Here is a 24,935-nt window from a genome sequence, read left to right as displayed (position 1 = left end):
TGCTCATTTCAAATAATCAGGCTGCAAGTAACCGTTATATTGCTCGTGAGTCAAAATATAATTTTTGAAATCAGCTGAGTGGTATCCGGCAACAATATCTTTAGCAAACTGCGCGTCTTTATTTTTACCGGCAATGGTCACGACGTTAATAAACTGGCTTACCGGGGTTTCAAGCTGTAATGCCGAATTGAGCTTCAGACCGCTGGATACGGCAAAGTTGCCCTGAATCAAACCGTAATCCACATCCGGCAGCGCACGGACCTGCTGCGCGTTATCCATCTCTTTGAGGACAATTTTGTACGGATTTTCGAGGATGTTGCGCTGTGAGAAGGTGGCAGGATCGCTGTCTGGCTTGAGTTTTACCCAGCCGAGGCTTTGGAGCACTAACAGAGCCCGATATTCATTAGGCGGCTGATTAGGAACAGAAATTACGGTGCCTGCCGCCGGGGTTTTCAGCGCTTTGATTTTGCCGCCATACAGTCCCATCGGCGGTGTCGGCACCTGCACGATACCAATGTTGTCGATACCCAGACGTTCATTCACCGATTTCAAATATACCGGGTGCTGCATGATATTGGCTTCAATGTTGCCACGGGCAACCGCATCGTTTACCTGAATACCATCGCTGAAATCTTTATATTCGACTTTATAGCCTTTCTTAATCAGAAAAGGTGCGACACCCTTTTCAAATTGTTCTTTATAAGGCCCGGGATTAAAACCGACACGAATAATATTATCCTGCGCCGCAGCCAGAAATGAAGATGATGACAATAAAGCAAAGACAAAACCTAATACTACTGGCTTGTTCATAACGCATTTTCCCTGTTGGTGTGCAAGTAAAATCGATTAAATCACAGCCGACTGTGCGTTGTAAGTCACATTACCGGATTTCATTTTGCTTTTTTCGCATAAATATAATCAGGAAATCCATATCTAAAAATCAGAAATCAATAGCTAATTTTGTTGCTTAGACAATGCAGAAAAATAAATTAAAGATGGAAACATATTAATAAATAAATCCGAGAACCCCATGCCTGATTTTAACGCCTCACCGCTGGTCGATGCGCTGGAAGAGAATTTATTCAGTGTACTGGAAAAACTGGCAGCCCAGGTGAACACGCCCGATTTACCGCTGATCGATCTCTCGAGCGGCAGCCCGGATCAACCCACGCCGCCGGAAGTGGTCGCCTCGCTGCAGGCAGCGATTGCGAGAAGTGAGAACCACGGGTATCCCTCATTCTGGGGCAAGCCGCAGATCCGCCAGGCCATTGCCGATTTTTATCTGCGCCATTACGGCGTGGCGCTCGATCCCGACAGCGAAGTGGCGGTATTCCAGGGGTCACATATCGGGGTGAGCGGGATCCCTCGCGCGGTCCTCAGCCCAGGGCAATATCTGATTTCTACCGACCCTTGCTATCCCATTTACCGCTCGGCGGCATTGCAGTCTCAGGCCTGTTTTTACGGCCTGCCACTTCGTGCGGAAAATCAGTTCCTGCCTGATTTCAACGAGGTACCGGGTAACGTTGCAGACAAGGCCGGACTGGTGGTACTCAACTATCCACATAACCCGACGGGTGCGCTGGCCACACCGGAACTGTTCGCCAGCGCGTTGCGCTTCGCACGGCGTTATCACGTGCCGATCCTGCATGATTTTGCCTATGCCGCCATTGGCAGCGATACCGCAGACACTCCGCTGAGCCTCTTCTCGCAATCCGACGCGAAAGCGTGGGGAGTGGAAACGTATACGTTCTCGAAGACCTTTAATATGGCGGGCTGGCGCTTTGGCTTTGCGGTCGGCAACGCCTCGATCATCCGGGCATTTAAAAAATTGCACACGCACAGCTACAGTACTGTGTTTGGCGCGATTCAGGATGCGGCGGTCACGGCGCTCGCCCTCCCCTCTGAACGTTTAGCGCAACTGGTATCGGTCTACCACCAGCGTCGCGAACGCGTGTTACAGCGCCTGGCGGCGCTACGCTGGCCGGTACGCGAAACGCAAGGGACTTTTTTCCTCTGGCTTACGGTACCGCCTGCGTTTAACTCGCAGCAATTTGCCCACTTGTTGTTGCACGAGGCGCATGTGCTGGTCGCGCCTGGCACAGGTTTTGGGCAAGGTGGGGAAGGTTTTATTCGCATTAGCCTGACAGCGGGAGATGAAGCGTTGCAAAGTGCGCTGGATCGCATTGCCGGGCTTAATCTTTTTTAACAAAAAGAGTGACATGCGAGACGTCTTCCATAACCGGGAGATCAACCTTTTTTCCTCTGTGCGCATCATGCTACATTGCCAGACAGTGCTCAGTTAAAGGAACTCGCTTAATGATACGTTTTGCTGTCATTGGCACAAACTGGATCACCCGCCAGTTTGTCGATGCCGCCCATGAAACGGGCAAATATAAACTCACGGCAGTGTACTCCCGCAGCCTCGAACAGGCGCAGGATTTCTCCCGGGATTATCCTGTCGAACATCTTTTTACCTCGCTGGAGGCCATGGCACAAAGCGATGAGATTGATGCAGTTTATATTGCCAGCCCCAACTCGCTGCATTTTCCGCAAACCCGACTCTTTCTCAGCCATAAAAAACATGTCATTTGCGAAAAGCCGCTGGCGTCGAACCTGCACGAAGTGGAAGAGGCGATTGCCTGTGCCAGAGAGAATCAGGTAGTCCTGTTCGAAGCCTTTAAAACCGCCAGCCTGCCCAATTTTGTGCTGCTTAAACAGTCACTTGCGAAAGCAGGTAAACTGCGCAAAGCGTTTCTCAACTATTGCCAGTACTCCTCGCGCTACCAGCGTTACCTGGACGGCGAAAACCCGAACACATTTAATCCGGCCTTCTCTAACGGCTCGATTATGGATATCGGTTTTTATGTCCTGGCCGCCTCTGTTGCGCTCTGGGGCGAACCGAAGGGCGTGCAGGCCACCGCCAGCCTGCTGGAAAGCGGCGTAGATGCTCACGGCGTGGTCGTACTCGACTACGGCGATTTCAGCGTCACGCTGCAACATTCCAAAGTGAGCGACTCGGTACTGCCAAGCGAAATTCAGGGCGAAGCCGGTTCGCTGGTCATCGAAAAGATCTCCGAATGCCAGAAGCTCTCTTTCGTGCCGCGCGGCGGCAAAGCGCAGGAGCTGACGCAGCCTCAGCATATCAACACCATGCTGTACGAAGCGGAAACGTTCGCCAGCCTGGTCGAGCAGAATGAAGTAAACCATGCAGGCCTGGCCGTTAGCCGTATCACCGCGAAGCTGTCGACGGAAATCCGCCGTCAAACGGGGGTAGTTTTCCCGGCAGATGATGTGAGCGTGGAACTGCCTGCGTAAAGGTATGTAAAACATATGTTACAGATCATTGACGGGGTGAATCCCCTGTCATATTTTGTTACGAGCAAAGGGGAGTAACTTCGTTGCCGGTGGGTCGTCATTACGATGCCTCTACCCTAAAGATTTCGCGTTGCAGGAAGGCGGCAAGTGAGAGAGTCGCGATGAGCTTACAAAGTAAGTGAGTCGGATGAACGAATGTAGCCAACGCACCTGCGGTTCGAAATATGACGGGTATAAGCATCCGGTCGCCGGGCGTCATTAATGTGACGTAAGTGAGACCTTGCCGAAAGGCGAGGACCCAATTGCACCTAAAGCATGCGGCTGACGTCTTTCGACGTTAGCCGTTTTTGTTTATACACGCCATCATCAAGGATGACGTGTAAGGTGCTGAGGAACCTCACATGAATACTGTCGGTACACCGCTACTCTGGGGCGGCTTCGCCGTTGTTGTCGTTATCATGCTGGCTATCGACCTCCTGCTTCAGGGGCGTCGTGGCGCGCACACGATGTCCATGAAACAGGCGGCCGTCTGGTCTCTGGTCTGGGTTAGTCTTTCTCTCTTATTTAACGCTGCATTCTGGTGGTATCTGGTACAAAACGAGGGCCGCGCCGTTGCCGACACCCAGGCGCTGGCGTTCCTGACCGGTTATCTGATTGAAAAAGCGCTGGCGGTGGATAACGTCTTTGTCTGGCTGATGCTGTTCAGCTACTTCTCGGTACCGGCTGCGCTGCAAGGTCGCGTGTTGATCTACGGTGTACTCGGCGCGATCGTCCTGCGTACCATCATGATCTTCGCCGGCAGTTGGCTTATCTCCCAGTTTGAATGGCTTCTGTACGTCTTCGGCGCATTCCTGCTTTTCACCGGTGTGAAAATGGCGCTGGCAAAAGAAGATGAAGGCGGCATTGGCGACAAGCCTCTGGTTCGCTGGTTACGCAGCCATCTGCGCATGACGGATAAAATCGAAAACGAGCACTTCTTTGTGCGTAAGAATGGCTTGCTGTTTGCCACGCCATTGCTGCTGGTGCTGATTCTGGTTGAACTGAGCGATGTGATATTTGCGGTCGACAGTATTCCGGCAATTTTTGCTGTCACTACCGACCCGTTTATCGTACTGACGTCTAACCTGTTTGCAATCCTGGGCCTGCGTGCGATGTACTTCCTGCTGGCAGGGGTGGCAGAACGCTTCTCGATGCTGAAATATGGCCTGTCGGTGATCCTGGTGTTTATCGGTATCAAGATGCTGATTGTCGATTTCTTCCATATCCCGATTGCCATCTCGCTTGGCATCGTGGGCGGCATTCTGGTGGTGACTTTGCTGATTAACGCATGGGTTAACCACCGCAACGATAAGCGTGAGCTTGCTGAATAAGCAGTTCTAAGGCGCTAAGTTAACAAAGTCCCTGGTACGCCCTCTTTCCGGAGAGGGCGTTTTTCTGATTTTTCCCCCCGCCAGTATCTGAAACAGCCCTCCGGGCAGCGAATTCTTTATACTCAATCCGTTGCGCCTGCTGGCGCAGCACCGATGGAACACCAATAAAACCAAGGAAAAGGTATGCACACACAACTCACTACGACATGGTTGCAACGCATGATGCGCGGCAATATCGTCAAGCAAATTCTCGCCGGACTGGTACTGGGCATCTTGTTGAGCTGGCTTTCGCCTGATACCGCTCTCGCCGCTGGCATGCTGGGCACACTGTTTGTCGGCGCGCTAAAAGCCGTGGCTCCGGTTCTGGTATTGTTTCTGGTGATGGCCTCGGTGGCTAATCATCGGCAGGGGCAAAAAATCAGCATTCGTCCTATCCTGCTGCTTTATTTAATCGGCACCTTCTCCGCCGCATTGACTGCGGTGATGGTCAGTTTTCTGTTCCCGTCCACCCTGCATCTGGTAGCAGGCGCGACCGATATCGTCGCACCTTCCGGTATTATTGGCGTGCTGGAAGGACTGCTGATGAACATCGTCGCAAACCCGGTCGATGCGCTGATCAAAGGAAATTACATCGGGATCCTGGCCTGGGCCATTGGTCTCGGCTTTGCCTTGCGCCACAGTAGCGATGCCAGCAAAAGTCTGCTTAACGACATGTCCAGTGCGGTGGCGTTTATGGTTACGTTAGTGATTCGCTTTGCACCGCTGGGTATTTTGGGGCTTGTGGCCTCCACCCTGGCGACAACGGGCTTTGGCGCGCTCTGGAGCTACGCGCAACTGCTGCTTGTGCTGGTCGGTTGTATGTTGCTGGTTGCGCTGGTGATTAACCCGCTGCTGGTCTGGGTGAAGATCCGCCGCAACCCTTATCCGCTGGTGCTTCTCTGTTTACGTGAAAGCGGTGTAACCGCTTTTTTCACCCGTAGCTCGGCGGCGAATATCCCGGTAAATATGGCGCTGTGCGAAAAACTCGGGCTTGATAAAGACACCTATTCCGTATCGATCCCCCTGGGGGCGACAGTCAATATGGCTGGCGCGGCCATCACCATCACCGTGCTCTCGCTGGCGGCAGTACATACATTGGGCGTGGCCGTGGATATCCCGACAGCCGTGCTCTTAAGCATCGTGGCTTCGCTCTGCGCCTGTGGCGCATCCGGGGTAGCGGGCGGCTCGCTGCTGCTTATTCCGCTGGCCTGTAACTTGTTCGGCATTTCAGCCGATGTTGCCATGCAGGTCGTCGCCGTCGGCTTCATTATTGGCGTCGTGCAGGACTCCTGCGAGACCGCCATCAACTCCTCAACCGATGTGCTGTTTACCGCGGCCGCCTGCCAGGCAGACAGCGAGCGCGCGTCGTTAATGCCTCTGCGCAATTAACGCGGAGAAGTGCTCTCTTTTTGCAGCGCGGTTTCGACTTTAAACGGGTCGATGCCGCGTTTTTGCATTCGCCAGAAACGGATAATGTTCAGGCCGTTCACCACAAGGAAGCTGCCTTCTATCAAAGTGCCGCCAATCGATCCCAGCCACAGGTTATGCGTGACCCAGCAGGCGGTTGAACACCACATGATGCAGCGCACGGAAAGTCCTTTGCAGCGAAACAGCGCCCAGGTACTGGCAACCGTACCAATAATCGGCAGCAGTTCGACCGGGTGGTGTAATTTGATCAAACCAAAAAACAGCGTCAGTACAATAAACACGGCCATGACCCACAGCTTGCGGGTATGCATGGAGATAATAGTACGTACGGCGTTGAGTTCTGCGCTCATGCCAGCAGGCAGTGCGCCCATCAGAAAGAAATGCGCGCCGATCGTGGCGCTGTAGAGGGAAAGCTGGAGCTTGAAACGCTTTTCGTCGCGGTTAATGAACGTGGTGATACCGATGATAAACGCCAGTACACCAACGCCCTGGGCTAACCAATACGCGCTCATGGAAGATCCTTGTTAATAACACAAAAAGAAACGACGCTTCATAATATGAAACGTCGTTTTTAAATTCTACTGCTGTGTTACCCAAAAGATGTCGTGCTACAGCCAGGCGGCAAGTCCGGGAATCCCCGGAAGCTTACATACGTAAGTGACCGGGGTGAGCGGACGTAGCCAACACCGCTGTAGCGCGAGAGATGAAGGGTAACTTATAACGTTACGCCGCTCTTGAAGATAGCCAGCTCGCGGAACTCATTGCGTTCATTACAGGTCTGCTTACCGTTGGCAAAATCCACGATCGCATCCACGAACTCGCTCAGCAGTTGCGGCATGGTTTTTCCGTGAATAAGCTGACCCGCGTCGAAATCGATCCAGTGTTTCTTCTTCGCCGCCAGTTCGCTGTTAGTCGCGATTTTTACTGTCGGCACAAAGCCGCCGTAAGGGGTGCCGCGACCGGTGCTGAACAGCACCATGTGGCAACCCGCCCCCGCCAGTGCGCTGGTGGCAACCGCATCGTTGCCCGGCGCGCTCAACAGGTTGAGACCGTGGGTTTTCAGGCGTTCACCGTAACGCAGCACGTCGACCACCTGGCTGGCGCCCGCTTTTTGGGTACAGCCAAGCGATTTTTCTTCCAGCGTCGTGATTCCACCGGCTTTATTACCCGGCGATGGGTTTTCGTAGATCGGCTGGTTATGCGCGATAAAGTACTGTTTGAAGTCGTTCACCATGGTGACGGTCTTCTCGAAGGTCTCTTCGTCGCGGCAATGGCTCATCAGAATCTGTTCTGCACCGAACATTTCCGGCACTTCGGTTAATACCGTGGTACCGCCGTTACCGATAATGTAGTCAGAAAAACGTCCCAGCATCGGGTTCGCAGTGATCCCGGAAAGTCCGTCTGATCCCCCACACTCCAGACCAAATTTCAGCTCGCCCAGTTTGCCGGGCTCGCGCTTGTCATGGCGCATGGCTTCATACAATTCGTACAAATGCTCAATGCCCGCTTCCACTTCGTCGTCCTGGTGTTGGCAGATCATAAAGTGGACGCGGGACGGATCGTATTCGCCCAGCGTTTCGCGAAACGCATCGACCTGGTTGTTTTCACAGCCCAGACCAATGACCAGCACCGCCCCCGCATTAGGGTGACGTACCATATTTTGCAGCATAGTACGGGTGTTAATATGGTCATCGCCCAACTGTGAGCAACCGTAGGTGTGGCTAAACAGGTGCACGCCATCGATATCTTCGGCGTTGTGCGTCTCTTTCAGAAAACGGGTCTGGATTTGACGAGCAATGCCGTTAACACAGCCCACCGTCGGCAGGATCCACAGTTCGTTGCGAACCCCAACCTCTCCGTTTGCACGGCGGTAGATCTGCACATCGCGATCGGCCGCCGGTGCATTTTCATCAATGAGATCAGGTTGATAGCTATACTCATCCAAATCGCTTAGATTGGTACGCACATTGTGAGAATGGATGTGTTCACCTGCGGCAATATCTGTTGTGGCATGGCCGATAGGAAGACCATACTTCACCACATTCTCACCCGTCGGGATGGCCTGCAGGGCAAATTTATGTCCACGTACCACCGCCTGACGAAGCAAAATCTCATGACCGTCAACAACAACTTCTGTGCCTTCGGCGAGATCCGCCAGCGCTACAGCGACATTATCCAGCGAGTGGATCTTGATGTATTGCATATCAACCTCAAACGGCCTTAGTTCAGTTCAATCGCGAAGTAGTCACGCGCATTGTTAAAGCAGATATTTTTCACCATCTCGCCCAGCAACTGGATATCAGCCGGGGCTTCACCCGCGTGCACCCAGCGGCCAATCATCTGGCACAGAATGCGACGGAAATATTCGTGACGGGTATAAGACAGGAAGCTACGGCTGTCGGTCAGCATCCCCACGAAGCGGCTCAGCAGACCGAGCTGTGCCAGTTGGGTCATCTGACGTTCCATACCGTCTTTCTGGTCGTTGAACCACCAACCGGAACCAAACTGCATCTTGCCTGGCATACCTTCACCCTGGAAGTTACCGATCATGGTGCCCAGCACTTCGTTATCACGCGGGTTCAGGCAGTACAGGATAGTTTTCGGCAGCAGGTTTTCTTCATTCTGCTTGCTGAGTAATTTCGACAGCTCTTCCGCCAGCGGACGGTCATTGATGGAGTCAAAGCCCACATCCGGCCCCAGCAATTTGAACTGACGCAGGTTGTTATTACGCAGCGCACCGATGTGATACTGCTGTACCCAGCCGCGACGGGCATATTCCGCACCGAGGAACACCAGAACGGCAGTTTTGAACTGCGCGACTTCATGCTGGCTTAAGCTTTCACCCGCCAGGCGGCGAGCGAGGATGCTATCCAGTTCCGCGTCGCTTGCTTCGGCGAAGAGTACGACGTCAAGCGCGTGGTCTGACACTTTACAACCATGTGCTTCAAAGTGATCCAGACGTTTAGTCAGCGCGGTTTGCAGATCGGCAAAGCGACGGATGTCGGTGTCAGAGACTTCACCCAGCTTGCTCATGTAGTCGTTAAACGTGGCCAGTTCAATGTTGAAGGCTTTATCCGGACGCCAGCTTGGCAGCACTTTGATGGTGAAGGTGGTGTCTTTGGCAACGGCAGCGTGGTGCTCCAGAGAGTCGATCGGATCGTCGGTGGTGCCGACCATCTTCACATTCATCTGCTGCATGATACCGCGAGCAGTAAATTTATCCTGCGCCAGTAATTCATTGCCCAGATTCCAGATTTCATCCGCCGTAGATGGCGAAAGCAGCTTACCTGTAATACCAAATGGGCGACGAAGTTCTAAATGAGTCCAGTGGTATAACGGGTTGCCGATCGTATGCGGTACGGTTGCAGCCCAGGCGTCAAACTTCTCACGATCGCTGGCATCACCGGTACACAGGCGCTCCGGCACACCATTGGTGCGCATTGCACGCCACTTGTAGTGATCACCTTTTAACCAGATGTCATACAGGTTTTTGAAGCGGTAGTTATCCGCGATCTGCTGCGGCGGCAGGTGGCAATGAAAGTCAAAAATCGGCTGATCTTTCGCGTAGTCATGGTACAGGCGGCGCGCAAATTCGGTATCTAACAGAAAATCTTCGGTCATAAACGGGGTCATTATCGTCTTCCTCTAAACGAGTGCGTCTGATGCTTACCTTAATGCTGACAAAGTTATCACACCAATTTCCAGTGGCCGAAGACTTTTTCGTGAGTTAGATCAATAAACGATGACAAATATTTACAAGATTGCGCATCAAAATCACCGCCAGCCCGCGCCAGTACTGGTCTGGTACCACAAAGCTAAAAACCACACAAAGAAAAACACTTTTGTGATGTCACTCACCTTTTGAAGTTGTATGACAAGTTATCTTTCTGCCGTCGAATACATCAGCCGACGGAATGCATTGCCGGTGATTAATCATCGGTCTTTACGGTACGGATACCGAATTGAGCACGTTGAATAGCAAGGTTCGGGTCGTTCCGGTGTTTACCGGTTACGCCCTCCGTTTTCACCTCCCGACCGCAACCGGCAGGTGACCGCGCTAGCGGAATTAACATAACGATGAGGTTTACATGCGTAAAATTAAAGGGTTACGTTGGTACATGATAGCGCTGGTGACGATCGGCACCGTGCTGGGTTACTTGACGCGTAACACGATTGCTGCGGCAGCGCCTACGCTGATGCAAGAGCTAAATATCTCCACACAGCAATACTCCTATATTATTGCGGCCTACTCGGCTGCTTATACCATCATGCAGCCGGTCGCAGGTTACGTACTGGACATCCTCGGTACCAAGATCGGCTACGCCGTTTTCGCCGTGACCTGGGCCATCTTCTGTGGCGCAACAGCGCTGGCAGGTAGCTGGGGCGGTCTGGCGCTGGCGCGCGGTGCCGTTGGTGCAGCAGAGGCTGCTATGATTCCGGCAGGCCTGAAAGCGGCTTCTGAGTGGTTCCCGGCGAAAGAACGTTCTATCGCAGTGGGCTATTTCAACGTCGGTTCTTCTATTGGTGCGATGATTGCACCGCCGCTGGTCGTGTGGGCAATCGTCATGCACAGCTGGCAGCTGGCGTTCATTATCTCTGGCGTACTGAGCTTCGCCTGGGCAATGGCATGGTTAATTTTCTATAAACACCCGCGCGATCAGAAAAAACTGACTGAAGAAGAACGCGAATACATCATTGGCGGTCAGGAAGCGCAACACCAGACCTTTAACGGCAAAAAAATGTCCGTCCTGCAGATTCTGGGCACCCGTCAGTTCTGGGGTATCGCGCTGCCGCGTTTCCTGGCAGAGCCGGCATGGGGTACGTTCAACGCCTGGATCCCGCTGTTCATGTTCAAAGTCTACGGCTTTAACCTGAAAGAAATCGCCATGTTCGCCTGGATGCCAATGCTGTTCGCTGACCTGGGCTGTATCGTTGGTGGTTACCTGCCGCCGCTGTTCCAGCGCTGGTTCGGTGTGAACCTGATTGTTTCCCGTAAAATGGTTGTGACCATGGGTGCGCTGCTGATGATCGGCCCAGGCATGATCGGTCTGTTCACCAGCCCGTATGTAGCAATCGGCCTGCTGTGTATTGGTGGTTTTGCTCACCAGTCTCTGTCCGGCGCGCTGATTACGCTCTCTTCTGACGTGTTCGGTCGTAATGAAGTAGCAACCGCAAACGGTCTGACCGGGATGGCGGCATGGACGGCAAGTACCATGTTTGCTCTGGTGGTTGGTGCGCTGGCTGATACCATCGGCTTTAGCCCACTGTTCGCTGTGCTGGCGCTGTTCGACCTGCTCGGTGCGGTGGTTATCTGGACGGTGCTGAAAAGTAAATCCGCCAGTGAATTAGAGCAGGAAAATGCGGTCGGCGGTACCGCAACGCAAAGCTAGTTCACATCGTATCTGTACTGCTGTTTGTCCAAAAGCCGCCCACCGTTTCGGGCGGCTTTTTCTTGCCGGGTTGTGGTGAGAATGACGTAAAAGTGGTATAACAAATCTACTAATGCCTTATCTTGCCTGGAGCGCATATGGAAATCACTGAATCACGTCGTTTGTACCAGCAACTTGCCGCCGAGCTGAAAAGCCGGATCGAGCAGGGTGTCTATCTTGTGGGTGACAAACTTCCCGCCGAGCGCTTTATCGCAGACGAAAAAAGCGTCAGCCGGACCGTGGTTCGTGAAGCGATTATCATGCTGGAAGTCGAAGGCTATGTTGAAGTCCGTAAAGGTTCCGGCATTCATGTTATTTCCAATCAGCCTCGTCATACTCAGGCCCCTGACGAATCGCTGGAATTTGCCAACTACGGTCCGTTCGAGCTTCTGCAGGCGCGTCAGCTGATTGAAAGCAATATTGCGGAATTTGCCGCAACCCAGGTTACCAAGCAAGACATCATGAAACTGATGGAAATTCAGGAAAACGCGCGCAAAGAGAAGTGCTTCCGCGATTCTGAATGGGATTTACAGTTTCATGTGCAGGTGGCCCTGGCGACACAAAACAGCGCGCTGGCGGCCATTGTCGAAAAAATGTGGACCCAGCGTGTGCACAACCCGTACTGGAAAAAACTGCACGACCATATTGACCTGCGCACCGTGGATAACTGGTGTGACGATCATGATCAAATTCTCAAAGCATTGATTCGCAAGGATCCGCATGCGGCTAAAGTCGCGATGTGGCAGCATCTGGAAAATACCAAACAGATGTTATTTAACGAAACCAGCGATGACTTCGAGTTCAATGCTGACCGCTATTTGTTTGCGGAAAACCCCGTTGTTCACCTTGATACCGTAGCAAGTGGCGTAAAATAATGCTTTTCTCTGTCAGGCGCACAGCATCGCTGCGCCTGGCCACTTAAGGGTCAGTAAAAAGTATAGAGTGTCAGCCTTTGTAAATACCCTCGCCCCCCCTCCTTTCGACAAGCAAAATCATTTTCTGACAAAGCGTAATTTCTCTGCCGCAGAACTATGGCATTTGTTACAATTGGACGCACTTTGCCACTGCGTGAGTTAGCGCTTGCTCACAGCGTTGTTACCGAAATAGCCAGGCTGCTGAATGCGCCACGAGCGACCATAATGTCACTATCAATAATGTCGCCGTGCTGTTTTACAGGTATCCGACGTGCCGTAAACCGATGTACCAGGAACATTGAATGGAACTTTTAAGCCAATTACTGCATGCCCTCTGGAGCCAGGATTTCGAAACGCTGGCAAATCCATCCATGATCGGCATGCTCTACTTTGTGTTATTTGTCATCTTATTTCTCGAGAATGGCCTGCTTCCGGCCGCTTTCCTCCCTGGCGACAGTCTGTTGGTGCTGGTCGGTGTTTTGATTGCAAAAGGGGCAATGGGCTATCCGCAGACCATTTTGTTATTAACGACGGCCGCCAGTCTGGGATGTTGGCTGAGCTATATCCAGGGCCGATGGCTGGGGAACACGCGAACCGTACAAAATTGGTTGTCGCATCTTCCGGCGCATTATCATCAACGTGCGCATCATCTTTTTCATAAACACGGTCTTTCAGCGTTGCTGATTGGACGTTTTATTGCATTTGTTCGCACCCTGTTACCAACTATTGCCGGAATCTCGGGTCTTAGTAGCGCTCGCTTCCAGTTTTTCAACTGGATGAGCGGTTTGTTATGGGTGCTGATTCTGACGACACTGGGGTATTTATTGGGTATAACGCCGGTGTTTCGTAAATATGAAGACGCATTGATGTCTTGTTTGATGCTGCTTCCCGTTGTTCTGCTGGTGATTGGCCTGGTTGGCACACTGGTGGTGTTGTGGAAGAAAAAATACGGTAATCGGGGTCAATAATGGAATCGCAACGTCCCTTCCTGCGCTGGTTATTGATGGGCATCGCCGCGATGGCGCTGTTCAGCGTACTCTTTTTAGGGTGGGTGACAGTGCAGAACCGTGAATCTACGCTGGCGATACGCCCAATCGCGCAAAACACAAGTGTGCCGGATGGTTTTTCCATTTGGCATCATCTGGATGCAAACGGCATCCATTTCAAGAGCATTACGCCGTTAAACGACACGCTGTTAATCAAATTTGAGTCCAGCGCCCAGAGTGCTGCAGCAAAGGAAGTGCTGGACAGAACACTCCCTCACGGCTACATCGTCGCGTTACAGGATGACGACAGCCAGACCTCTGCCTGGCTTTCGCGTTTACGCGATACCCCCCATCGATTCGGCTGATCCTCCAGGATTCTGAATCTTTTCACCTACTTTGGTGCTTTAGCCGTTAACGTTCTATGCTTGAGTTAATGGAACCAAAGTCCACGTTATGTCACTGGATGCTGGCGAGCCTTGTTTCGCCAGCCAACAATGGAAGGTTTCGACTATGAAATACCGCATCGCACTGGCGCTAACCCTATTATCTGTAAGCGCGATGTCTCAGGCATCCTCCCCCTGTCAGGAGAAGGAGCAGGAGATTGCGCGTGAAATCAGCTATGCCGAAAAGCACAACAATCAGAGTCGGATTGATGGGTTGAATAAGGCACTGCACGAGGTTCGCACCACCTGTTCCGACAGTAAATTGCGTGCGGAGCATCAGCGCAAAATTGCCAGACAGAAAGACGAGGTTGCCGAACGTCGCGACGATCTCGCCAAAGCGAAACAAAAAGGCGATGCGGACAAAATAAGCAAACGCGAGCACAAGCTGAAAGAGGCCGAGACAGAACTTAAGGCGCTGGAAGCCCGTGACTACTGATTTTGATGGAAGTTAACACTCACTCACCTGGAGAGAATTATGTCTAAAGAGGCAAATACAGAACATCTGCGCGCTGAGTTGAAATCCCTGGCGGATACCCTTGAGGAAGTACTGAGCACCTCCGGGGACAAATCAAAAGAAGAGTTGAGCAAACTGCGCAGCAAAGCCGAAAAAGCCTTGCAGGAAAGTCGCTATCGTCTGGGCGAAACGGGTGATGCTATTGCCCGCCAGACCCGGGAGGCCGCTGCAAGAACCGACGAATATGTACGTGAAAACCCATGGGCCAGCGTGGGCATTGGCGCGGCGATTGGCGTCGTGCTGGGCGTGCTCCTGACGCGTCGCTGATTATGGCGGATTCACGACACACGCAAGGACCGGGCAAAAGCGTCCTGGGTATCGGGCAGCGCATTGTTTCCATTATGGTTGAAATGGTGGAAACGCGGCTCCGCCTGGCTGTGGTCGAACTGGAAGAGGAAAAAGCTAACCTTTTCCAGTTGCTCCTGATGGTAGGGTTGACCATGCTTTTCGCTGCGTTCGGCCTGATGAGTCTGATGGTGCTGATTATCTGGGCCATCGACCCGCAATACCGGCTCAACGCCATGATCGCCACAACGGTGGTGCTCCTGGTACTGGCGTTGATTGGCGGCATCTGGACCCTACGTAAAGCCCGCGAATCCACAATCTTGCGCCACACGCGCCAGGAACTAGCCAATGACCGTCAGTTACTGGAAGAGGAAAAACCATGAGTCACCAGGCCGAGCGTCTCAAGCGTAAAGCCCTGCTGCTCAGTCAAATTCAGCAGCAACGGCTGGATTTGACCGCTGCTCGCCGTGACTGGCTGGACGCCACCGGTGGTTATGACCGCGGCTGGAACACCTTCCTGAGCCTGCGTTCCTGGGCGCTGGTTGGCAGCAGCTTCATGGCGGTGTGGTCTGTGCGCCACCCAAACATGCTGATGCGCTGGGCGAAGCGCGGACTTGGTCTGTGGAGCGTCTGGCGGCTGGTAAAATCCACGCTTGATCAACAACGTTAATCCCTTCCCCGGCGGCAATGTGCTGACCGGGGCAGCCACCTGTTTCGTGGCAACTCCTTCAGTATCTTTGAAAAATTTCGACAGTTTTCCTTGCTAACAATCTTTTCCCGCCCCGTTTAATATCCTCTCCATCGACAGCAAGCATGCGGTCAGCGCCGATGATTGCCGGACTTTTTACTTAAGAAGACACAGTGGTTCCCTGGAGAGAAAGATGAAAAAATTAGAAGATGTTGGTGTACTGGTAGCGCGTATTCTGATGCCAATCCTGTTCATTACCGCAGGCTGGGGCAAAATCACCGGTTATGCTGGCACTCAGCAGTATATGGAAGCCATGGGTGTCCCGGGCTTTATGCTGCCGCTGGTTATCCTGCTTGAGTTCGGCGGCGGTCTGGCTATTCTGTTCGGTTTTCTGACACGCACCACTGCGCTGTTCACCGCAGGCTTTACCCTGCTGACTGCGTTTATCTTCCACAGTAATTTTGCGGAAGGTATGAACTCCCTGATGTTTATGAAAAACCTGACCATCGCTGGCGGCTTCCTGCTGCTGGGTATCACCGGGCCGGGCGCATTCAGCATCGACCGCGTACTGAATAAAAAATGGTAAGCGCTCTATACTGATAAAGAGACATGAAGCGAGGGGACATCTCCTCGCTTTTGCCATCTATAAGGAGGATGCATCATGGGACAACTCATCGACGGCGTCTGGCATGATACCTGGTATGATACCAGCTCGACCGGTGGACGATTCCAGCGCTCAGTGTCAGCATTTCGTAACTGGCTCACCACTGATGGCGCGCCTGGCCCGTCTGGCGAAGGCGGCTTTGCGGCGGAAAAAGACAGATATCACCTGTATGTTTCTCTCGCCTGTCCCTGGGCCCACCGCACGCTAATCATGCGTACGTTAAAAGGCCTGGAAGACTTTTTACCGGTTTCCGTAGTGAATCCGCTGATGCTGGAAAACGGCTGGACGTTTGACGATACCTTCCCGGCAGCGACAGGCGATTCGCTCTATCAGCATGAATTTCTTTATCAGCTTTACCTTCACGCCGACCCGCAATACACCGGACGCGTAACGGTCCCGGTGCTGTGGGACAAAAAGAATCACACTATTGTCAGCAATGAATCCGCTGAAATCATTCGCATGTTCAATACAGCGTTCGATGCGCAGGGCGCGCGTGCCGGCGACTACTACCCGTCAGACTTGCGGGCGCAAATTGACGAGCTGAATAGCTGGATCTATGACAACGTCAATAACGGCGTCTATAAAGCCGGTTTCGCCACCAGCCAGGAGGCTTATGATGAAGCCGTCAACAAGGTCTTCGAATCCCTTGCCAGGCTGGAACAAATCCTTGGGCAACACCGTTACCTGACAGGCGATCGCCTAACCGAGGCGGACATCCGCCTGTGGACAACGCTAATCCGTTTCGATCCGGTCTATGTGACCCACTTTAAGTGCGATAAGCATCGCATCAGCGACTATCTCAACCTTTATGGGTTCCTGCGGGATATCTATCAGATGCCGGGCATTGCGGAAACGGTCAATTTTGACCACATCCGTACCCACTACTACCGCAGTCATAAAACCATCAATCCGACGGGAATTATCTCCATCGGCCCATGGCAGGATCTTAACGAACCCCACGGTCGGGACGTCCGTTTCGCTTAATATTTTCGGGTGCAGTCACTGCGCCCGAATATATTTCACGTATCCTTTTTTCCCCGTCTATTCTTACAGTGATCGCTGAGAAAACAATGTATTGAGCGTATTCCGAGGTAGAGAATGGACTGGTATTTCAAAGTGCTGAGCAACTATGTCCTCTTTCGTGGCCGTGCACATCGCCGTGAGTTCTGGACGTTTATGCTGGTCAACATCATTCTCGCAGGCGTGCTTGTCGTGGTGGATAACATTTCGGGCTGGCGCGCGGGTAGCGTTGGCCTGTTAAGCCTGATCTACGCTTTGCTGGTTTTCCTGCCTTCCCTTGCCGTTCAGTCGCGTCGCTTGCACGATACCGATCGCACCGCCAAATGGCTGTGGTTGTGGTGTTTTCCGGTGCTGGGTTGGCTGATGCTGCTGGCCTTCTGGAGCCAGCACGGCACCCCCGAAGAAAACCGCTTCGGGCCGGAGCCAAAAGCGTTTCCTTAAGGGTGCTGACGGGAGGATTACTTACCGGAGAAAAGTTTAGGAATCTCGCGCAGACACCAGGCTTTCGCTTCGCCCATGCTGTCACGCCGCCAGGCCATGATAATGTCGACTTCGCTGGTATATTCCGGGCTGACAACGCGCAGACGCCCTTCTGCAATGTCCTGCTCAACCAGCGGATAAGGCATTGTCGCCACCCCCAATCCCGCCAGTAATGCCTGACGCTTGTCTTCGATCGTACTGACCGTCAGACGCGGCTGTTTGTCCAGTAATTGCACCGTCAGAACCGGACGCTCACGCGCGGTATCCGCGACCGCCACTCCGCGATATTTCACTCGCGTCACCTCAGACAGCGGTTCCGGTTCGTGGTGAATCGGATGATCCGGCGCCGCGACATAGACGTTGAGGACTTTATACAGCTTGCGAGAGTTGATTTCTGACGAAGAGCGGAAATGCATATCCGGCGCAATCACAATATCCGCGCGCCCCTGCTCCAGCCGTTCCCATGCGCCCGCGAGCACTTCGGTAATGATCGAGAGTTGTGTGTTGGCTTTCGCCGCCAGTTTATCAACAAGCGGGAACAGTTCGTGCGTCGGCACCAGTGCTTCGGTGACCAGCGTCAAATGTGTTTCCCAGCCGCGTGCCAGCGCTTCGGCATCGGTAGTGAGTTTGTCAGCCGCTTCGAGCAAAACACGCCCGCGTTCCAGCAACATGCGACCCACGTTGGTAAACTTTGTTCTATGGCCGGAGCGGTCAAACAGAACAACGTCCAGTTCTTCTTCCAGTTTCTGCATCGTGTAGCTAAGTGCAGAGGGGACTCGCCCCAGTTCATCTGCTGCGGCGGCAAAGCTGCCGCGACGGTCAATTGCGTCCATGACGCGTAACGCTTCCAGCGTAAGTGCCCTATCTTTCGCCATTTTTGTTCTCATTCAGGAAATTTGAACATACCGGGCAGAATATCTGGCTAACAATGCAGCGTCCATACCTTTACCATTGTTTTAGTGTAAAGAGAGGTCAAGAATTATGATTACTACCAGAACAGCCAAACAATGTGGACAAGCGGACTTCGGCTGGCTGCAGGCCCGCTACACCTTTTCCTTTGGACATTACTTTGACCCGAAGCTTTTGGGCTACGCCTCCCTGCGCGTACTGAACCAGGAAGTGCTGGCGCCTGGCGCATCATTCCAGCCGCGCACCTACCCGAAAGTGGATATTCTGAACCTGATTCTGGAAGGCGAAGCCGAGTATCGCGACAGCGAAGGTAACCATATTCAGGCCAAAACGGGCGAAGCATTGCTCATTGCGACTCAGCCGGGCATCAGCTATAGCGAACATAACCTGAGTAAAGATAAGCCGCTGACGCGTATGCAGTTGTGGCTGGATGCCTGCCCGGAACGTGAAAATCCGACGGTGCAAAAAGTGATGATTGCCGATCAGGCTCACCAGTTGCTTGCCTCCCCGGATGGTAGCCAGGACAGTCTGCAATTACGTCAGCAGGTGTGGTTACACCATATCGAGCTGGAAAAAGGTGAAGAACTTACGTTTCAACTGCATGGGCCACGCGCCTACCTGCAGTCGATTCACGGTACGGTACACGCAGTCACGCCGTGCGAATCACGGGAAGCGCTCACCTGTGGTGACGGCGCTTTTATTCGTGATGAGGCTAACATAACGTTAGTCGCTGATACGCCGTTGCGCGCTTTACTGATAGATTTACCCGTGTAAGCGCGAGAGTTTTACGGAGTACGATGGTGAAAAAAAAGAGTGTTCAATACAGAACGTCAACGCACATGCCCACACAGCAAACTAGCCCGGCCGAATCGCCGCAATCTTTTGATTACGACGATATGCTGAGCGAACTGGAAGCTATCGTCGCCGATGCCGAGCAGCGGCTGGCGCAAGAAGACGAAGCAGCGTAACAGAAGCCCTGGTCTAAAAACCGGGGCCTTTTTTGTGGCGCTTACGGAAAAATTAGCCTGACGGCAACTCGCTATCGAGCAAATCGGTGCCGTACGAATTATCGATAGTGCACCAGCCCTGCGAAGCAATGTGGCGAAAAAAGATGTCGTGCGACGGATTGTCTCGACAATGCCGACCTGAAGAGGGTTGTAGCCCCGGTAAACGCAGTGCCACCGGGGAATGTTCAGGCATCCCCTCCCCCCAGTGGGCCCAGGGGGAAGATCGTGCAGAAATTTGAAACCACGGAAAAGCAAAAACCCGCCGAAGCGGGTTTTTACCTGAAAAGATCGAAACTGACCGATAAGCCGGGTTCTGTCGTGGACAGTCATTCATCTAGGCCAGCAATCGCTCACTGGCTCAAGCAGCCTACCCGGGTTCAGTACGGGCCGTACCTTATGAACCCCTATTTGGCCTTGCTCCGGGTGGAGTTTACCGTGCCGCGAACTGTTACCAGCCGCGCGGTGCGCTCTTACCGCACCCTTTCACCCTTACCTGATCCCACTTGCGTGGGCCATCGGCGGTTTGCTCTCTGTTGCACTGGTCGTAGGCTGTTACACCCCCCAGGCGTTACCTGGCACCCTGCCCTATGGAGCCCGGACTTTCCTCCCCTCCGCCTGTCTCCCCCGAAGGAGGACAACGACGAAGCGGCGACTGTCTGGTCAGCTTCGGCGCGCAGTATAGAGGGTTTGCGCGCCGATGTCACCCCTCAGCAGACATGCCAACCTGTAAGGTGGCCGCAATGTTGCGGGATGCACGATAAATATTATCAAACGCGCCACGGAACGCCTCTTCAAGCGTACCAATACTCGTCAGAACGCTGAATACTGCGTCAATACCATACTGATGCACAATGCCAACATCACGCGTCAGGCTCCCGGCAATACCGATAACCGGTTTGTGGTATTTTTTTGCCACGCTTGCCACGCCCACCGGCACTTTGCCGTGGATACTCTGGCTGTCGATACGGCCTTCGCCGGTGACCACCAGGGTACAATCATGAATATGCTCTTCCAGATTCAACGCCTGGGTTACGATTTCGATGCCGCTACGCAGTTCGGCGCCGAGGAATGCCATCAACGCGGCACCCATACCACCTGCCGCACCCGCTCCCGGCACATTTTTCACATCAATATGCAGCGATTTTTTAATCACATCGGCGTAGTGACCGAGGTTACGGTCCAGCTCAACAATCAGCTCCTCCGTCGCGCCTTTTTGTGGCCCAAAAATACGCGATGCGCCTTTTTCGCCGGTGAGCGGATTCGTCACATCACAGGCAACACGAATAGTGCAGCCTGCGAGACGCGGATCGAGCCCCGAAACATCAATAGCATTCAGGCTTATCAGGCTACCGCCGCCGTTACCGATGTCGGTACCATTGGCATCGCACAGCTTCGCGCCAAGCGCCTGCACCATACCCGCGCCGCCGTCATTCGTTGCGCTGCCGCCGATACCGATAATGATATTTTTTGCCCCATGAGCCAGCGCGTGCAAAATAAGTTCCCCGGTGCCGCGCGAAGTGGTGATCAGAGGGTTTCGTAATTCAGGGGGCACAAGTGCCAGCCCGCTGGCGGCGGCCATTTCTATAAAAGCAGTTTTACCGTCGCCGGACATTCCCCAACGCGCATCGACGTTTTCACCTAAAGGGCCGGTAACGCGCGCCGTGTGCACAGAACCTTTTGTTGCGGCAATCATGGCTTCAACCGTTCCCTCACCGCCATCTGCGACCGGAACTGAAACGTATTGAGCATCCGGGAAAATTTCCCGAAATCCTTTTTCTATCGCCTGCGCTACTTCGGTAGCAGAAAGGCTTTCTTTATAAGAGTCTGGGGCGATTACGATTTTCATAGTTGATTAGCCTGACATTGCCGCGCAAGGCATTCTTTCACCTCGCGGGCCATTCACGTCACCGCGATGTCCTCCCTGCAAGGTGTTGATGCTTAAGAAATTCAGGGCGCGCTCCCGCGCCCTTCTTATTAGCGAGAGATTTCTACCTTCGCCAGTTTTTCGTAGTAGCACGCGAGCGCGCTGTGGTCGTCGCTACCATGACCATCGGCACGCAATGCCTGCATCATTTCCATGACTGCTGCTGTCAGCGGCAACTGCGCGCCTACGCCATGAGAGGTATCCAGCGCGTTGGACAGGTCTTTGATATGCAGGTCGATACGGAAGCCCGGTTTAAAGTTGCGGTTCAGCACCATCGGCGCTTTGGCTTCCAGCACGGTGCTGCCAGCCAGGCCGCCACGGATTGCCTGGAACACCAGCTCCGGATTAACGCCCGCTTTCGTTGCCAGAGACAATGCTTCAGACATTGCCGCAATGTTCAGCGCCACGATGACCTGGTTAGCCAGCTTGGTCACATTACCCGCGCCGATATCGCCGGTGTGAACAACGGAACCCGCCATGGCTTTCAGCAGATCGTAGTATTTGTCGAACAGCGCTTTGTCGCCGCCAACCATTACCGACAGAGTGCCGTCGATGGCTTTCGGTTCACCGCCACTTACCGGCGCGTCCAGCATGTCGATGCCTTTTGCTTTCAAACCTTCGCTGATTTCACGGCTGGCCAGCGGGGCGATGGAGCTCATATCGATCAGAACAGTACCCGGTTTAGCGCCTTCAATAATGCCACCTTCACCCAGCGCAACGTCTTTCACATGCGGTGAGTTCGGCAGCATGGTGATGATCACATCACACTGTTCTGCAATGGCTTTAGCGCTGCTGGCGGCTTCTGCGCCTGCGGCGATCAGTTCAGCGACCACATCGCTATTGCGGTCGGAGACCACCAGTGAGTAACCTGCTTTAATGAGGTTTTTACTCATTGGTTTACCCATGATGCCCAGGCCAATGAAACCAACTTTCATCGTCATAATTGCGTCTCTCTCTTTATTCAGTGGTGGTTTGATTATTTTTTAAAGGAATCAGCCAGCTTCTGCGTACCCGCACGGAACACACCCAGGTCGCTGCCAACAGCAACGATGGTCGCCCCCCATTCCAGATAGCGGCGGGCATCCGCTTCAACAGGCGCCAGGATACCGCTCGGTTTGCCGTGTGCTTTTGCACGCGCAAAAATATGCTGGATGGTGCGCTGTACTTCCGGGTGCCCGGCATTGCCGATGTAACCCAGGGTTGCCGCGAGGTCGCTCGGGCCAACAAATACGCCGTCAACCCCGTCGGTCTGGAGGATAGCGTCGAGGTTATCCACGCCCTCCTGACTTTCGATCTGCACAATGATCGTGATGTTTTTGTTCGACTGCGCGAAGTAATCCGGTACGGTACCGAACATATTGGCGCGGTGAGAAACAGACACGCCGCGGATACCTTCTGGCGGATAACGGGTTGCCGCCACGGCGTTGGCGGCTTCTGCTGCCGTTTCAACGAACGGGACGAGGAAATTGTAGAAACCGATATCCAGCAGACGTTTGATCACTACCGGATCGTTCGTCGGGATACGTACCACCGGTGCGCTGGCACTGCCTTTGAGTGCCATCAACTGCGGTACAAAAGAGAGCACGTCATTCGGGGCGTGTTCACCGTCCAACAGCAGCCAGTCAAAACCTGCCAGGCCCAGAACCTCAGTGCTGATATGACTACCCAGCGCCGACCAACAACCGATCTGAACCTGATTTGCCGCCAGCGCAGCTTTAAATTTGTTCGGGAAGATATCGTTACTCATCTTTTGCACCTTAATTTTTTAAGCCGTTGCTTACTTTTTCAATTCCATACGTTTGATGTCGCCTACCACAAACAGGTAGCAAACCATCATCATCAGGGCCGAGCAGCCGACAAAAATCAGCGCCCCGTTGAACGAATGCAACTCTTTGACCATGTACCCAATCACCAGCGGGGTCACAATCGATGCCACATTACCGAACACGTTAAACACGCCGCCGCACAGACCGACAATTTCTTTCGGTGCGATATCGGAAATAACCGGCCAGCCCAACGCGCCAAAACCTTTGCCGAAGAACGCCAGCGCCATCAATGCGATAACCAGCACGGTGTTGTCGGTGTAGTTACACAGAATGATGCTGGAAGCCAACAACATCCCAACAACGATGGGGAATTTACGCGCCATGGTCAAAGTGCAACCACGTTTAATCAGGTAGTCAGAGAACAGACCGCCCAGCACACCGCCCCCAAAACCACACAGGGCCGGAATGGACGCGACAAACCCCACTTTCAAAATTGACATGCCCTTATCCTGTACCAGGTAAATCGGAAACCAGGTCAGGAAAAACCATGTGATCGTGTTCAGGAAGTACTGACCAAAGAACACGCCAAGCATCATACGGCTGGATAACAGCTGCTTGATGTAATCCAGTTTGGGGCCGGATTGCTTATCACTGTCGGTTTTTTTGTGGTCCATATCGACCACCGCGCCGTTAGCAGAAATATAATCCAGCTCTTCGCGAGTCATACGCGGATGGTCGGTTGGGTTATGAATGTACTTAACCCAGGCCGCCGTCAGCACAAAGCCGATCACGCCCATCACGGTGAAGACATGTTCCCAGCCCCATGCGAAGGTCAACCACCCCAGCAGCGGAGAGAACAGCGCGAGCGAAAAATATTGCGCCGCGTTAAAAATCGCCGAAGCGGTACCGCGCTCTTTCGCCGGGAACCAGGCCGCCACAATACGGGCGTTTGCCGGAAAAGAAGGGGCCTCGGAGAAGCCCAGCATAAAGCGCATGATAAACATCGAGACCCCGGCCCATGCGAGCGGGAAGACGTCGACAAAGCCTTGCAAGAAGGTAAAGAGCGACCAAAAGAACAGGCTCCAGGTATACACCTTTTTCGAACCGTAGCGGTCAAGTAACCAGCCGCCGGGGATCTGCATCAGCAGGTACGCCCAGCCAAACGCAGAAAAAATGTAACCCATTGATAGCGAGTCAAGATGCAACTCTTTTGCGACATCGGTCCCTGCAATGGAGAGCGTGGCGCGGTCCGCATAGTTAACTGCTGTAACAATAAATATAATAAGCAGAATTAAATAGCGAGTTGGTATTCCCCTTTTTATCTCAACTGAACTTTGCACAGACATATGGTTTCCCCTGGTGCCGCTTAATTTAAAAAATATAATTTTCTTGATATGTAACTTACCCGATATATAAAGATAAACTCACGAAACGTAATATCAGGTAATAGCATGTTTGTATTTTATTACCGCACAGTATAATCACCGTCAGGCAGTCACGCACTGGTGGTTTGCTCAATTTTAACGTAACCCATTAAGATTATTTTGAGCATATGCACACATGGCTGGGCGCTGATGCACAGATCTGGTAATTCTCATCCTTGCAGGCCGGGTAATCACGAAAATAAGTGATTTAGATCACATTTTAATATTGAGACTCCTGACATTCTTATTTCATCAAACGAGGTTTTAACTTCTGATAATTACAGAACATCCCCTCTTTATTTTTTTTGAGTAATGCATCGTATCGTTAGC

Annotated in this window: 27 protein-coding genes and 1 other RNA gene; 17 read left to right on the top strand and 11 right to left on the bottom strand. The window is 52.9% G+C overall.

Features of this window, described 5'->3' with window-relative positions; translation table 11 throughout:
- Positions 1-3 precede the first annotated feature (3 nt).
- Positions 4-810, bottom strand: coding sequence for a MetQ/NlpA family ABC transporter substrate-binding protein (locus AB182_RS28755; protein ID WP_047373017.1), 807 nt, complete (start codon positions 808-810; stop codon positions 4-6).
- Positions 811-1,030: 220 nt separating this feature from the next.
- Here AB182_RS28755 and AB182_RS28750 point away from each other — a divergent pair, with 220 nt between their 5' ends.
- The 4 genes from AB182_RS28750 (at position 1,031) to sstT (ending at position 6,113) form a co-directional block, all read left to right on the top strand.
- Positions 1,031-2,206: an aminotransferase class I/II-fold pyridoxal phosphate-dependent enzyme gene (locus AB182_RS28750; RefSeq protein ID WP_047373016.1), complete on the top strand. Its 1,176-nt coding sequence runs from the start codon at positions 1,031-1,033 to the stop codon at positions 2,204-2,206.
- A 110-nt stretch (positions 2,207-2,316) separates the two neighbouring features.
- The gene (locus tag AB182_RS28745) at positions 2,317-3,315 is read left to right on the top strand and encodes a Gfo/Idh/MocA family protein (RefSeq protein ID WP_047373015.1); all 999 of its coding nucleotides are present in this window, start codon (positions 2,317-2,319) and stop codon (positions 3,313-3,315) included.
- A 401-nt stretch (positions 3,316-3,716) separates the two neighbouring features.
- Complete coding sequence (locus AB182_RS28740; RefSeq protein WP_047373014.1) at positions 3,717-4,685, top strand: TerC family protein; 969 nt, start codon at positions 3,717-3,719, stop codon at positions 4,683-4,685.
- A 183-nt stretch (positions 4,686-4,868) separates the two neighbouring features.
- Positions 4,869-6,113 carry a serine/threonine transporter SstT gene (gene sstT / locus AB182_RS28735; protein WP_047373013.1) on the top strand — a complete coding sequence of 415 codons (1,245 nt, stop codon included), beginning with the start codon at positions 4,869-4,871 and terminating at the stop codon, positions 6,111-6,113.
- Here the strand turns inward: sstT and AB182_RS28730 are convergent.
- The 3 genes from AB182_RS28730 to uxaC form a co-directional block, all read right to left on the bottom strand.
- Complete coding sequence (locus tag AB182_RS28730) at positions 6,110-6,664, bottom strand: YgjV family protein (RefSeq protein ID WP_047373012.1); 555 nt, start codon at positions 6,662-6,664, stop codon at positions 6,110-6,112. The genes sstT and AB182_RS28730 overlap by 4 nt on opposite strands.
- Positions 6,665-6,867: 203 nt before the next feature.
- A complete protein-coding gene (locus AB182_RS28725; protein ID WP_047373011.1) occupies positions 6,868-8,355 on the bottom strand; it encodes a UxaA family hydrolase in 1,488 nt (495 codons plus the stop codon).
- 17 nt (positions 8,356-8,372) lie between these two features.
- On the bottom strand, positions 8,373-9,785 hold the full coding sequence (gene uxaC, locus AB182_RS28720) for a glucuronate isomerase (protein WP_047373010.1): 1,413 nt from the start codon (positions 9,783-9,785) through the stop codon (positions 8,373-8,375).
- 455 nt (positions 9,786-10,240) lie between these two features.
- On the opposite strand from uxaC, the gene AB182_RS28715 reads away from it, so the two are divergent.
- From AB182_RS28715 to AB182_RS28665, 11 genes are all read left to right on the top strand, one after another.
- Positions 10,241-11,542, top strand: a complete 1,302-nt coding sequence (locus AB182_RS28715; RefSeq protein WP_047373009.1) for an MFS transporter — start codon at positions 10,241-10,243, stop codon at positions 11,540-11,542.
- Between the two features lie 137 nt (positions 11,543-11,679).
- The gene (gene exuR / locus AB182_RS28710) at positions 11,680-12,456 is read left to right on the top strand and encodes a transcriptional regulator ExuR (RefSeq protein WP_047373008.1); all 777 of its coding nucleotides are present in this window, start codon (positions 11,680-11,682) and stop codon (positions 12,454-12,456) included.
- A gap of 341 nt (positions 12,457-12,797) precedes the next feature.
- Positions 12,798-13,463, top strand: coding sequence for a DedA family general envelope maintenance protein YqjA (gene yqjA / locus AB182_RS28705; RefSeq protein WP_047373007.1), 666 nt, complete (start codon positions 12,798-12,800; stop codon positions 13,461-13,463).
- Positions 13,463-13,846 carry an EnvZ/OmpR regulon moderator MzrA gene (gene mzrA, locus AB182_RS28700; RefSeq protein ID WP_047373006.1) on the top strand — a complete coding sequence of 128 codons (384 nt, stop codon included), beginning with the start codon at positions 13,463-13,465 and terminating at the stop codon, positions 13,844-13,846. Before yqjA ends, mzrA begins: the two co-directional genes overlap by 1 nt.
- Positions 13,847-13,991: 145 nt before the next feature.
- Positions 13,992-14,360 (top strand): DUF1090 domain-containing protein, encoded by a 369-nt coding sequence (locus AB182_RS28695; protein ID WP_047373005.1) that lies wholly within the window; start codon positions 13,992-13,994, stop codon positions 14,358-14,360.
- Positions 14,361-14,399: 39 nt separating this feature from the next.
- Positions 14,400-14,705, top strand: a complete 306-nt coding sequence (locus tag AB182_RS28690) for a DUF883 family protein (protein WP_039077519.1) — start codon at positions 14,400-14,402, stop codon at positions 14,703-14,705.
- Positions 14,706-14,707: 2 nt separating this feature from the next.
- Entirely contained in the window at positions 14,708-15,106 is a 399-nt protein-coding gene (locus AB182_RS28685) for a phage holin family protein (protein WP_047373004.1), read from the top strand.
- Positions 15,103-15,393 carry a YqjK-like family protein gene (locus AB182_RS28680; protein WP_047373003.1) on the top strand — a complete coding sequence of 97 codons (291 nt, stop codon included), beginning with the start codon at positions 15,103-15,105 and terminating at the stop codon, positions 15,391-15,393. Before AB182_RS28685 ends, AB182_RS28680 begins: the two co-directional genes overlap by 4 nt.
- Positions 15,394-15,604: 211 nt before the next feature.
- Positions 15,605-15,997, top strand: coding sequence for a DoxX family protein (locus AB182_RS28675; RefSeq protein WP_047373002.1), 393 nt, complete (start codon positions 15,605-15,607; stop codon positions 15,995-15,997).
- A 75-nt stretch (positions 15,998-16,072) separates the two neighbouring features.
- Entirely contained in the window at positions 16,073-17,059 is a 987-nt protein-coding gene (locus tag AB182_RS28670) for a glutathione S-transferase family protein (protein ID WP_047373001.1), read from the top strand.
- Between the two features lie 114 nt (positions 17,060-17,173).
- Positions 17,174-17,536: a DUF805 domain-containing protein gene (locus AB182_RS28665; RefSeq protein WP_047373000.1), complete on the top strand. Its 363-nt coding sequence runs from the start codon at positions 17,174-17,176 to the stop codon at positions 17,534-17,536.
- Positions 17,537-17,553: 17 nt separating this feature from the next.
- Here the strand turns inward: AB182_RS28665 and AB182_RS28660 are convergent, their stop codons facing one another.
- Positions 17,554-18,450 (bottom strand): LysR family transcriptional regulator, encoded by an 897-nt coding sequence (locus AB182_RS28660; RefSeq protein ID WP_047372999.1) that lies wholly within the window; start codon positions 18,448-18,450, stop codon positions 17,554-17,556.
- A 106-nt stretch (positions 18,451-18,556) separates the two neighbouring features.
- On the opposite strand from AB182_RS28660, the gene AB182_RS28655 reads away from it, so the two are divergent.
- Together AB182_RS28655 and AB182_RS33185 are read left to right on the top strand one after the other, a co-directional pair.
- A complete protein-coding gene (locus AB182_RS28655; protein WP_047372998.1) occupies positions 18,557-19,258 on the top strand; it encodes a pirin family protein in 702 nt (233 codons plus the stop codon).
- 65 nt (positions 19,259-19,323) lie between these two features.
- The gene (locus AB182_RS33185) at positions 19,324-19,452 is read left to right on the top strand and encodes a hypothetical protein (RefSeq protein WP_223883570.1); all 129 of its coding nucleotides are present in this window, start codon (positions 19,324-19,326) and stop codon (positions 19,450-19,452) included.
- 52 nt (positions 19,453-19,504) lie between these two features.
- Here the strand turns inward: AB182_RS33185 and AB182_RS32440 are convergent, their stop codons facing one another.
- From AB182_RS32440 to AB182_RS28635, 6 genes are all read right to left on the bottom strand, one after another.
- Positions 19,505-19,684, bottom strand: coding sequence for a hypothetical protein (locus AB182_RS32440; RefSeq protein ID WP_139153739.1), 180 nt, complete (start codon positions 19,682-19,684; stop codon positions 19,505-19,507).
- Positions 19,685-19,777: 93 nt separating this feature from the next.
- Positions 19,778-20,159, bottom strand: an RNA gene (gene rnpB / locus AB182_RS29820) — RNase P RNA component class A.
- A gap of 32 nt (positions 20,160-20,191) precedes the next feature.
- The gene (gene garK, locus AB182_RS28650; RefSeq protein ID WP_047372997.1) at positions 20,192-21,337 is read right to left on the bottom strand and encodes a glycerate 2-kinase; all 1,146 of its coding nucleotides are present in this window, start codon (positions 21,335-21,337) and stop codon (positions 20,192-20,194) included.
- A 128-nt stretch (positions 21,338-21,465) separates the two neighbouring features.
- Positions 21,466-22,356: a 2-hydroxy-3-oxopropionate reductase gene (garR, locus tag AB182_RS28645; RefSeq protein ID WP_047372996.1), complete on the bottom strand. Its 891-nt coding sequence runs from the start codon at positions 22,354-22,356 to the stop codon at positions 21,466-21,468.
- 35 nt (positions 22,357-22,391) lie between these two features.
- Entirely contained in the window at positions 22,392-23,162 is a 771-nt protein-coding gene (gene garL, locus AB182_RS28640) for a 2-dehydro-3-deoxyglucarate aldolase (protein ID WP_047372995.1), read from the bottom strand.
- A gap of 30 nt (positions 23,163-23,192) precedes the next feature.
- Positions 23,193-24,527 carry an MFS transporter gene (locus tag AB182_RS28635; RefSeq protein WP_047372994.1) on the bottom strand — a complete coding sequence of 445 codons (1,335 nt, stop codon included), beginning with the start codon at positions 24,525-24,527 and terminating at the stop codon, positions 23,193-23,195.
- Between the last annotated feature and the right edge of the window lie 408 nt (positions 24,528-24,935).

The organism is Phytobacter ursingii (assembly GCF_001022135.1).
In the GTDB taxonomy this organism is placed as follows: domain Bacteria; phylum Pseudomonadota; class Gammaproteobacteria; order Enterobacterales; family Enterobacteriaceae; genus Phytobacter; species Phytobacter ursingii.
This window is presented reverse-complemented; position numbering and strand designations above follow the sequence as displayed.